This is a genomic window from Vibrio sp. 2096 (genome assembly GCF_033339595.1).
Lineage (GTDB): Bacteria > Pseudomonadota > Gammaproteobacteria > Enterobacterales > Vibrionaceae > Vibrio > Vibrio alginolyticus.
Map to the genome: position 1 here is coordinate 19,334 of NZ_JAWOUX010000017.1, position 11,875 is coordinate 31,208.

At 43.1% G+C, this 11,875-nt stretch carries 8 protein-coding genes; 4 read left to right on the top strand and 4 right to left on the bottom strand.

Translation table 11 applies throughout. The features are described from left to right. Positions 1-183: 183 nt before the first annotated feature. The 4 genes from rsmF to R7Q41_RS21590 form a co-directional block, all read right to left on the bottom strand. Positions 184-1,620, bottom strand: coding sequence for a 16S rRNA (cytosine(1407)-C(5))-methyltransferase RsmF (rsmF, locus tag R7Q41_RS21575; RefSeq protein WP_005377425.1), 1,437 nt, complete (start codon positions 1,618-1,620; stop codon positions 184-186). 150 nt (positions 1,621-1,770) lie between these two features. Beyond that, a complete protein-coding gene (locus R7Q41_RS21580; protein WP_005377427.1) occupies positions 1,771-4,419 on the bottom strand; it encodes an MlaD family protein in 2,649 nt (882 codons plus the stop codon). Continuing rightward, the gene (locus R7Q41_RS21585; protein WP_005377429.1) at positions 4,412-5,662 is read right to left on the bottom strand and encodes a paraquat-inducible protein A; all 1,251 of its coding nucleotides are present in this window, start codon (positions 5,660-5,662) and stop codon (positions 4,412-4,414) included. The genes R7Q41_RS21580 and R7Q41_RS21585 overlap by 8 nt, the downstream gene beginning before the upstream one ends. A gap of 24 nt (positions 5,663-5,686) precedes the next feature. Next, a complete protein-coding gene (locus R7Q41_RS21590; RefSeq protein WP_005377431.1) occupies positions 5,687-7,483 on the bottom strand; it encodes an ABC transporter ATP-binding protein in 1,797 nt (598 codons plus the stop codon). A gap of 92 nt (positions 7,484-7,575) precedes the next feature. On the opposite strand from R7Q41_RS21590, the gene R7Q41_RS21595 reads away from it, so the two are divergent. The 4 genes from R7Q41_RS21595 (at position 7,576) to R7Q41_RS21610 (ending at position 11,657) form a co-directional block, all read left to right on the top strand. Continuing rightward, the gene (locus tag R7Q41_RS21595; RefSeq protein WP_005377433.1) at positions 7,576-8,049 is read left to right on the top strand and encodes a GAF domain-containing protein; all 474 of its coding nucleotides are present in this window, start codon (positions 7,576-7,578) and stop codon (positions 8,047-8,049) included. A 97-nt stretch (positions 8,050-8,146) separates the two neighbouring features. After that, entirely contained in the window at positions 8,147-8,773 is a 627-nt protein-coding gene (proQ, locus tag R7Q41_RS21600) for an RNA chaperone ProQ (RefSeq protein ID WP_005377435.1), read from the top strand. A 17-nt stretch (positions 8,774-8,790) separates the two neighbouring features. Then, positions 8,791-10,797: a carboxy terminal-processing peptidase gene (prc, locus tag R7Q41_RS21605; RefSeq protein WP_005377437.1), complete on the top strand. Its 2,007-nt coding sequence runs from the start codon at positions 8,791-8,793 to the stop codon at positions 10,795-10,797. Between the two features lie 194 nt (positions 10,798-10,991). Beyond that, entirely contained in the window at positions 10,992-11,657 is a 666-nt protein-coding gene (locus R7Q41_RS21610) for a hypothetical protein (protein ID WP_005377438.1), read from the top strand. Positions 11,658-11,875: the final 218 nt, after the last annotated feature.

Genomic DNA, 11,875 nt, shown 5'->3' on the forward strand with positions numbered 1-11,875 from the left:
TGTCCAACAATAATTTTGTTGGTGAACATAGAGAGAAATGCCACATCAAAGCATTACTTTGATACAACTAGTTTAGTACAGCGTGTCCGGATCGCTAGCGAGCCCACTTGCTTTCATACTTACGAATTAAAAAGCCATCGCAAATACGATGGCTTTTTAATTATTTATGGTTCGTTACGTCTTTTAAAATAAGTTCTTATCTCGTACTAATTCGCGAGGGAGGCCATTCTTTATTCGGTTGCTTACCCACTTGCCAAGGCCAATAACTGCGCCTTGATAGGTGACAAGTACTTCGCCTTTACCTGTTTTCATTCCCTCAGGAATGGTTTGTGGGCGAACATCACGCCCCATGTACCATTCGCGCGCTTCTTCAATACTGAGTTCAATGGCGTTGCTTTCAGAACCTGTCGCCAGGGCAGTCGCGACTTGGTGTTGCCAACGGTAGCCATTTTTATGGGCTTCCGCGATCTTTATACCCATACGGGAGAAGCGTAATTCGCCGATCATCGGTTCTAAAGCATTAGGGAATAACCAGACATCTTTATCGCGAAGCCATACAGAACTGTCATTTGGAAGTTTAATACCTAACGCGCTTTGGAGTTGTTGAGCAATTTCTGTCGATTCTTTTTTTGAAGTTTTAGCAAAGGGGAATTTCCCCATGCGCTTTTTGACTTCTGGCGCCTCAACAGCAGCCTGTTTGCGAATTCTTGCAACAAAGAACCCTTCACTGTCGTAGACCTGCGGGAAAATATGCAAAAAGCCTTCTTCAGTTAGAGCTGCCTCTGCGTTTTCAAACAAGTTCTCAAGCCTTTCAAACTCTACAGCATCCCCAAAGGTTTCTTTCAAGTGTTGACAAACTTGTTGGTTTTCTTCTGTACTGAGCGTACATGTTGAGTAAACCATCACACCACCGGGCTTTAATGCATGGAAGGCGCTTTCAATAAGATCTTTCTGTGTGTCAGCGATGTCGAGTACGGAAGCTTGCGTCCAGTTTTTCATCGCATCTTCGTCTTTGCGAACGGTGCCTTCTCCAGAGCAAGGCGCGTCGAGCAAAACCGCATCAAATTGTTCTGGTAGCCAACCGCCAAAAACGCGTCCATCGAAGTTACTTAGTGCGGCGTTACGTACCCCACAACGTTCCACATTAGCGTGCAGTACTTTTACACGACTTGCGGCGTATTCATTGGCCACAAGTACACCTTCGTTGTTCATTAAAGCTGCAATTTGAGTGGTTTTTGAGCCTGGAGCGGCTGCGGTATCTAACACGGCATCGTAAGATTCATCATTCATAAACAGAGCAGATACCGGCATCATCGAACTGGCTTCTTGAATGTAGAATAAGCCAGACATGTGTTCTGCTGTGTTGCCTAATGGTACAACTGACTCATCCGCTTCAATCCAAAAACCTGTGTCACACCAAGGCACAGGAGAAAGCTTCCAGCCTTTTGTTTCTGCTCGTTCTAGAAACGCTTCAACACTGATCTTCAACGTATTAACTCGAATACTTTTGCGCAGTGGCTTTTGGCACGAAGCGATAAAGTCTTCCATGTTGAGGTGAGCAGGAAGGATGGTTTGGATTTTTTCCAGAAACGCGTCTGGGATGTAAACATTAGGATGCAATGTGGGATCTCGTTTGCAGAATTTGTGGCAAATAATATACGAAAGCGAAGCAGAAACGAATAGTGACAAGGGCCGAGCAATAAAAAAGAGCAGCGATTGCTGCTCTTTTAAAGTGATCAAACTTCAATTGTACGTGAATTGAGCTTTATTCTACGGCTTAGGAATCGCTGTACGCCATTGAGTCCAACCTTCTTCAGCTTGTGGATACAAAAAGAAAGATTGCCCACTCTTTGCCGCTGGTGGAATAGTCGATTGCTCTGGCGTTGAAAACGCAATTCCTCCGCGAACTAAACTATCAAAGGTTCCCGCTTTGATGTTAGCGCCGGTAAGCCCGATGGAAACATCTACTCCTGAAACATTCCAGAACACACTGTTTTGACGAACGAGGTAAGCATATTCAGGCTGTATTTTGATAGTCGTGACGATGCGATCAGCAAATTCTCCTAGGCTTACGTCGGTCACTTGGCCAACTTCCATCTGGCGGTAAAGGATAGGGGTACCGACTTGTACTGAGCCTCTTTGTTCACTTTGTAACGTAAACATGATTCCATGCACGCGTTCTGAACTATTTTCTAACTGAAAATCAAATTTGGCTTTACCTTTACCTGGTTCAACACTGATGGATTTCGACACCAACGCTCCGAGGTTTTTAACGCCACCTAAACCAATTTCTGGTTCAGTTAGCCAAAAATGTGAACCTTCAACCGCAATGTTTTCTACGTATTCAGGTAGGATCCTTGCAGTGACTTCAACCATGTTACGACGAAAATTCGGTACAACCAGAGTGATTTCACCAACTTTAACACCTTGATATTCAATCGGCATTCCTTTAGCAATCTCTTGTGAACCGTCGGTTTCTAAAGCAATGACGCGCCCAAACTTGCGAGCGGTTTTTTGATCAGAATACAGCTTCCAGTTTTCTCCGATTTTGTTTTCAACGCCTGGCACGGAGTCAAAAGCGATGCCACCTTCGATTAACGACTTCAAAGGGTGTGCTTTCACACTGACGCCAGCTAATGATGCATCTATCTCAATCCCTGAACGATTCCAAAAAACGGTTTTTGGCGTTACAAGATAAGCGAAGCGGTTTTCGATAGTAGCCTTAATTAGTACTCCGCCATCAACTAGTTGGAAATCGGAGACGTTACCAACTGGAAGATTACGATAGAGTAGAGGACTGCCTTTGGAAATCGGCGGCAATTCAGAAGCAAATAGTGTTAGCGCCCTAGAGCCACTTTGATTGTACTGCGCCAATTCAGCCAATGATTCATTTTGGAACAGTTGATACTCTTTTTGAATATCTTGCTTGCCTTCGCTCACAAAACTAATTGACCCGGTTAACAACTGCTTTGCTGGAGGAACGGTAACGCTGAGCCCGGATTCAGTTAACTCTGCTGATGCACTGCCGGTTACATAAAAACGATTGTTTGATTTGATCAGATGTTTGTATTCATGGTCAATCAATACATCCATAAATACTTCGTGTTGTGATTTTTTATCTTCCTTAACTAGGCCCACTTTGATGATTGAACCAACAACGATGCCTTTATAAAGTACATTGGCACCGCTATCTAGGCCAAACGAATTGTCGGACACCAACCGAATCGCGATGGACTTTTCTTGCTGTTGGTTAAACACGTTTTTACGAATGGCAGTAAAGCGGCGAGAGCGTTCACCCGCGCCCGGCACGATCGTTAAGAAGTTTCCTCGCACTAAATTAGCAATGTTTTCAACACCAGAAAGGGACACTTTTGCTTCTTCTAAGACAAATCGAGTACCTGTCGTCAGCATGTCACTAAAAGCGGGTTGAATTGCCGCTGACGCCAATATCACTTCTCGGCCTTCGGAAAGGCTCAAGTCCGTAACTTGGCCAATTTCGATTCCGCGATACATAATTGGAGCGCCTTCTCCGCTGATCTTGCTGTCATCAGGTAGGACGATTTTAACCGCGATGCCTCGACCAGCAGTTTTCAAATCTTTATACAAACGGAACTCGGTGTTCTCTTCTACAGGCTCACCATCATCCGGAGAGTCGACGGCGATGGCGCCACCTAGTAAGGCACTCATGCTTTCTAGTCTTACATCGACACCTTCAAAACCGATGCTGGCACCAATTCCACTGACGTTCCAGAATCGACTGCGGTTGTTAATGATATGTCGGTATTGATCCTGAATGTTGGCTTGAATAGTGATAGATTTTGCATCTTCATCTAGCTGGTAACTGTACACTTCACCGATTGGGATTTTCCTATAAACAATTTGAGAGCCAACCGATACACCACCTAAATCACGGCTTTTGAGCTTAATATTCAAACCTTGAGAAACGCGTAAATCTGTTGGGGCAGAGTCTAACGCATGGAATGTTGTCTCAAACTCTTGACCATCTCCGGGTTGAATCGAGATGTAGTTACCTGAGACGAGCGCATCCAGTCCGGAAACTCCCGTTAGGCTAGCTGTTGGTTTTACTAACCAAAAGCGTGTTTTATCGTTCAGTAACTTTGCAGCTTCAGGATAGATATCAGCATCGACATAAATACTGCCGAGATCTTCGGTGAGGTTAATGTCTCTTACCATGCCGACTTCTAATCCTTGGTAACGGATAGTGGTTCGGCCGGCGACAAGACCAGCGGCATCAGAAAAATAGATTTGCACTCGTTGTCCTGCATCGTGTATCGACTTCACAACAAGCCAGCCAGCTAAGACCATGGTCAAAATTGGCAACAGCCAAAGAGGAGATATGCCTTTACTCCGCTTTACATCTGGTACGTATGACGTTTGAGAACTGTTCTGATCACTCATTCATTGACTCTTTTTCTGATTGTTTTGGGCTTGTTTGGTCCCAGATTAGCCTTGGATCAATACTTTCTGCTGCAAGCATGGTCAACACTACGACAACACCAAATGCTACGGCGCCATATCCTGGTGTGAAATCCAGTATCTGACCACGATCGACTAAGGTCATCATGATAGAAATAACAAACAAATCCATCACAGACCATTTACCGATCCATTTAACAACAAAGTAAACCATCATTCGTTGTCTCTTAAACACCGAACGTTTGAATTGGATGCAAAGCATGATGTAGGCGAGCCCAAGTATTTTAATCACCGGGACAACGATACTGGCAACAAAAATGATCGCAGCGATTCCATACATGCCGCTTTTTACCAAACCAGCCACGCCTGAAAAAATAGTGTCCTCCAAACGCTTACCATTGGTAAGCAAGATGGAAATAGGGATCAGGTTAGCGGGGAAGATGGCGACCGTTGCTGCGATGAGGTAAGCCCATGTTTTCTGAATGGAGTTTGGCTTGCGATGATATAACTCGTGATGACAACGCTGGCAATGGTCACCTTCAGGCTGGGACAAGTGGCATTCATGGCAATGCACATCTTTATGCTCAAAAGCATATAAACTTTCTGGTTTCCAAGCTTCCCAATAACGACGCACGCTGATTCTTGAAACTAACAAAACGGTAAATATCTGCAAAAGAACCAGACCAATTAACCCTGGGCCGACGAAAATGTCGGAATAATCTTGGAGTTTAAAACAGGAAATGGCGATGCTAACTAAGAACACATCCAACATAACCCAATGCTTCAAATGTTGAATTAGCCACAGTGAGATACGAAGCCCACGGAACCATCGTTGATGTAAAGAAATATGCGCCGTTACCACTGAAACACAAACCGTCAGTGGCGCTAGAGAGCTACAAAATAGAATGAGCAATGAAAGAAGAACAAATCCTTCTTCCATCAATGTGATCATCCCTGAAGGCAGGGTGGCCGGAATCATCACACCAAAGAGTCGGATGCTAATAAAGTTAAAAAAGTGCGATGGAATAAATAGTAGGATACAGGTTATCGCGACGGCTAGATTACCAGAGAGGCTAGGGCTACCTCCGCGATATAATTGTGTACCACAACGAGGGCAGTGTGCATTTTTGCCATGGGGTAAGTCGACGATGTCGACAGGCAATTCACAACCTTGGCACAAACGTACGTTATTGGGTTGCATGGCGTGCTTAGACAGAGAGGTCATAACGACCTCTCTAGCTTGAACGATTTAAGCGTGGGATTGTATGCCCCCATATAAGGTTTGATATAAGCCTTCTTGCTCAACTAACTCACCATGAGTACCTGTTTGCGTCACTTTCCCATCTTCAAGCACGTAGATCAAATCGGCTTGTTTCACAGCGGATAGTCGGTGCGCAACGATTAATGTTGTTCTACCACGTAAGAACTCGGTCAGTGCTTTGTGTAAAGCCGCTTCAGTAGCGGTATCTAGCGCAGACGTGGCTTCGTCTAAAATAACAAATTGAGGATTACTCAGCACCATTCTAGCAATGGCAAGCCGTTGTCGTTGACCTCCTGACAAACGAATGCCATTACGACCAACTTGAGTATCCAAGCCGTGGTTAAGTTGAGAAATTACATCATGCAGCTGAGCCACTTCAAGCGCACGCCAAAGTGACATTTCGTCAAAATTCCCACCAAGCGTTAGATTATGCCTCAAGGTATCGTTAAATAGTATAGGTTGCTGTAATACCACGGCAATTTTGTCGCGAATTACTTCAAAACCAATATCTTCTGTTAATTCATCATTAAAGCGAATGCTACCGGAGTTTTGACGGTAAACCCCAATAAGTAATTGTATCAAGGTTGACTTACCACCGCCGCTTGCACCAACCAACGCCACTTTCTTTCCTGCCGGCATATGTAAAGAAAGATTATCTAGGACTTTGTTTTCATTATTGTAAGAGAAATTAATGTTTTCTACTTTAACATCAACTTCTCTACCTTCTTTGAAAGGATTTACCTTAGGAACCGGTCTCTGCTCTTCTTCTAACTCTAATAAGTCGTTGATGCGTTTTAATGCCGCTTTAGCGCTATACCAAGAAAACTGAATCCCAAGCAACTCTTGAACAGGAGACAGCATGAACCATAGGTAACCAAAAACGGCAAATATTTGGCCAATAGTAAGGTCACTGAACATGACCATTAACATTGCGACAGCTCTGAATAATTCAAAGCCGATCAAAAAGAGAAGGAAAGAAACGCGACCAGCCGCTTCAGATTGCCAAGCATACTTGTCTGCATCAACGCGAACTTGGTTCGCACTGTCTTTGAGTTGCTGGAGAAATTCTCGCTCTTTATTGGCCGCGCGTAGTTGGTAGATTCCATCTAATGTTTCAACTAAACGGTTTTGGAAAATTTCAAAAGAATGATTTTCCTTCCGTTTCAGATGTTTAACCATACTGCCTAGTTTACGTGAGAAGTAAATGACAATAGGGTTAACTAACAGGATAAACAGACCAAGTCGCCAATCGAGCCAAAGTAGAACGATAGCAGTACCAATAACAGTCAGAAAACTGATAACGAATTTTGCTAACGTAGAACCAATAAATTTATCAATGGTCTCAATGTCAGTGATAAGGTGTGCGTTGATTCCTCCGCTACCTTTGGTTTCGTATTGTCGGATGCTGATACGGCCGAGTTTGTCGATCATTTTACTGCGCATCTCAAACGTGATGGTTTTTGAAACAAGCGTAAATTGTCGGCTTTGAAGGATATTTAATCCTTGGCTCGCAGCTCGCATAAGAACAACCAAGAACAGGGTGAAGAAAATATAGCCTGTCGGAGTGTGCCACGCTTCAGGGAGAATGGCATTCATGGCATCTAAGCCTTTTGCAGGTTGGTCCAATAAGACCTCATCAACCATCAAAGGCATGAGGAGGGGAATTGGAACACTAATCAAGGTTGCAAGCACCGCTATCAAGTTCGCTATGATCAGCTTGGACTTGTGCTTTTTTACTTGTGTTATCAACCAAGAACGGCTAATAGTGTCATTTTTCAGAAGCATTGTAATTGAGAATAAGTCCTATTATAAAGTAGGGCTGCATTTTAGCGCCATACATTGAGAATGGAAGCTTTTATAGTAAGTAGGAAGTTAATATGAACTTAGAACAATACCAAAGACTAACCAAACAAGCTGTTGCTCTAATTGAGTCTGAACCAGACTTTATTGCGAACCTAGCAAACTTGAGCTCATTGCTTTTCATGGAACTTGACGATCTTAACTGGGCAGGCTTTTACCTAACAAAAGGTGAAGAGCTTGTTCTTGGTCCGTTCCAAGGAAAACCAGCTTGTGTTCGTATCCCAATGGGTCGAGGCGTCTGCGGTACTGCTGCACAAACTAATACTATACAAAGAGTATACGACGTTCACGAATTTGAGGGGCATATTGCGTGCGATGCAGCGAGCAATTCAGAAATTGTGATTCCATTTTCTATTAATGGAAAGGTGGTTGGTGTACTTGATATTGATAGTCCAAGTATTGGCCGATTTAATGAAACAGACGAAGAAGGTCTCACTCATTTCATGGTTGAAGTAGAAAAGCTGCTTAATTCACACGCGAACGACGCATAAATTAGCCTTCGAGTGTGGTTTTTCCTTGGCATGTCACTATAATACGAGAATATTTTTTCTTAATGCTCGCGGAAATCCGCTCAAATCAGGACCCCTCATGACTGAAAAGTTAAAAAACAGCAAAGAAGTTATTGCATATATTGCTGAATGTTTCCCTAAGTGCTTTACTTTAGAAGGTGAAGCAAAACCTCTGAAAATTGGTATTTTTCAAGATCTTGCGGAACGTCTAAATGAAGACGAAAAAGTAAGCAAAACACAGCTTCGTGCAGCGTTAAGACAGTACACTTCATCATGGCGTTACCTACACGGTGTAAAACCAGGTGCAGTACGTGTAGACCTAGATGGCAACCCTTGTGGTGAGCTAGAAGAAGAGCACGTTGAACACGCGAAAGCGACACTTGCAGAAAGCAAGGCGAAAGTTCAGGCTCGTCGTAAAGAACAAGCACAAAAAGCTCGTGAAGAGGGTAAGGCGAAAGCGAAACCTGCGGCTAAAAAGCCTCAACAGCCTCGTCGTACTAATAAACCAAAAGTACAAAAACCAACTAAGCCTGTAGAAACGCGCGCTCTAAATGCTGATGAAATCACAGTAGGTAACGCAGTTAACGTGAACATGGGCAAAGGAAACATGGCAGCGACCATTGTTGAAATCAATAAGGATGATGTACGTGTTCAACTTGCTAACGGCCTACAAATGGTTGTGAAAGCGGAGCACTTGCGCGCATAAAGGAGATACTCCTACGCATGAATTGCCGTTCAAAAGTGACCCTGATTGCTGCTAGCTTATGGCTAGCAGCATCAGCTCAGGCTCTTGAAGCCAAACTACATAAAGATGACCTGCCGGTTCTTTCTCCTGAAGTTCAGCATGAAACAGCTAGCAAACGAGTCACCTCGCGATTTACCCGCTCTCATTATAAGCACTTCAGCCTCAATGATGATTTCTCTAAAGCGATCTTTGAACGCTATGTAGAGTTGCTTGATTACAATAGAAATATTTTCACTCAAGCAGACATCGACTCATTTAAAAATTGGTCAGTCGAGCTTGATGATCAGCTTAAATCGGGCAACAACCAAATTGCTTTTGATGTTTACAACCTCTCAATGCAGAAGCGTTTCGATCGTTTTGCTTATGCGTTAACTCTACTCGATGAAGAGATCAAGTTTGATACCGATGACGAGATAGAGTTAGACCGCTCTGACGCCGCATGGCCAAAAGACGAAGCAGAGCTCAACGAGTTGTGGCGCAAGCGTGTGAAATATGACGCGTTAAATCTGAAACTGACTGGCAAAGAGTGGCCAGAGATTAAAGAAGTTTTAGAGAAGCGTTATAACAACGCGATGAAGCGCATCACACAGACCAACAATGAAGACGCATTTCAGTTGTATATGAATGCCTTCGCGCGACAGGTTGACCCTCATACAAGCTACCTTTCTCCACGTAATGCCGAGCAATTCCAATCGGAAATGAACCTTTCTCTAGAAGGCATCGGCGCCGTTTTGCAAATGACAGACGATTACACAGTAATTCGTTCACTTGTTGTTGGCGGTCCGGCGTCGAAGAGTAAGCAACTTGGTGAAGGGGACCGAATCACTGGTGTTGGACAAGACGGTGAAGAAATTGTCGACGTGATCGGTTGGCGTCTGGATGATGTTGTTCAGTTAATCAAAGGCCCTAAAGGCACAAAGGTTAATCTACAGATCTTGCCAGAAGGTAACGATGCGAAGAGTTACATTGTCACAATTGTTCGTGACAAAGTTCGCTTAGAAGATCGTGCGGTTAAGTCAGAAATCATCAAAAAAGACGGTAAGAAGATTGGTATTTTAGAAGTACCAAGTTTCTACGTCGGCTTATCGAAAGACACCGATAAATTACTAGCTGAGTTGAAAACCAAAAACGTTGACGGCGTAATCGTTGATCTACGTAACAATGGTGGTGGTGCGCTAACAGAAGCGACGGCATTGACAGGTTTATTCATTAAAGAAGGTCCTGTAGTTCAAGTTCGTGACAGCTATGGCCGCATCAAGGTGAATGCCGATACCGATGGAAAAGTGAGTTATGATGGCCCATTGACGGTATTGATTAACCGCTACAGTGCTTCAGCATCTGAAATTTTTGCAGCGGCAATGCAAGATTATAATCGTGCAATCATCTTAGGTGAAAACTCTTTCGGTAAAGGTACAGTTCAGCAACATCGTTCACTGAATCATATTTACGATCTTTTCGATAAAGAGCTAGGTTATGTTCAGTACACGATTCAGAAGTTTTATCGTATTGACGGTGGAAGTACGCAAAATCGTGGTGTTGCACCAGATATTTCGTACCCAACGCCAATTGAGGCTTCTGAAACAGGTGAAAGTGTTGAAGACAATGCTTTACCTTGGGATCAGATTGATAAAGCACAATATCAAACGTTTCCAAGTAACGACGCCTTAGTTGAAAAACTTACTGCTCTTCATAACAAGCGTATTTCTGATGAAATGGAGTTCCGCTTTATCAATGAAGACATCGAGAAATATCGTAAAGAAAAAGACGATAATACTTTGTCTTTGAACGAAAAAGTTCGTAAAGCTGAATCGGATAAAGCGGAAGCCCTTCGATTACAACGCATAAATGAACGTCAAGTTGCTTTGGGTAAAAAAGCATTCAAAACATTGGATGACATACCAAAAGATTACGAGGCTCCTGATGTTTATTTAGATGAGTCTGTCGCGATTATGGTCGATCTACTTAAGCAGGAAAATCAGTCATAATAACTGGCAATTTAGAATAAAAAGAGTGAGTCTTTCAGATTCACTCTTTTTTTATGCCTTTTTGTCTCCCGCTGTCTCGATATCGAGCAAGATATTCGCTTATTTTCCCCCAATAATTTACGTGATCTACATCTAAAATTTCGCGAAAGTGAGGACTACTGGCTAAGCTAAAAGAAAACGATAAGGATGCCGATATGAAGTGGTTCTTTATTTTACTTAGCTTTTGCTGCTTTAGTGTGTTTGGTGGAGAAAACACCAGAGAAGATGAATTAAGTCACTTTGACACGCCGTTTCTCATCGGAGACTGGTATTTGATGAACCCAAACCCCGAAGAGTCGGCTGAAAACTTTCGTGCGATCAAACTCTCATTAGGTTCTGACTACAGCTTTTCTATTGATATTCAAAAGAAAGACTATTCCGTTGACCATTGGGAAGGGCTGTATAACGCAAATGAAGACACCATCGTTCTTGGTTTAAACACCGACGAGCCTCAAATTTATGCCTATCGCAACAACCATAACACGCTTGATCTTAATGGTGTAACATTCACTAAGGGATTATCCAATTCACTTGCAGGTATTTGGTCTAGCTCTCACGTATCTGGCGACGGTCTTGTGGCAAACAACATTAATCAGATGGATTTGATACTTCAACCTGATTTCGTGTTCATGTTTAGGGTTTCGAACGAAGAAGGGGATGAGTCCATCAAACAAGGTGTGTTTTACACAGAAGATGAGTTTTTGGTTCTGTTGTATGAAAATGGCGAGCATGGAACCACGTATAAGCTCAACAAGAATGAGCTAACGATCGAAGATTCCAATGGTGATATGTACGCCGTACTCAATAGAGTTACGCCATGATGCCTTTAACATGCGCCAAATTACGCGTGCGTACGGTAAGTCATTAATGTTGTTTAAATGTTAATCAAAAAACGGAGCTAGAGCACTAAAAGCTCCGTTTTTTGATGGAAAGACTTGTATTCTGATACCACAACCCCTACAAATAGCTTATATAGTGATACCAGAACTGCATTTTTGATCATGCAGTCTGGTATTTTTGTTGTTCGACATACAAGGAT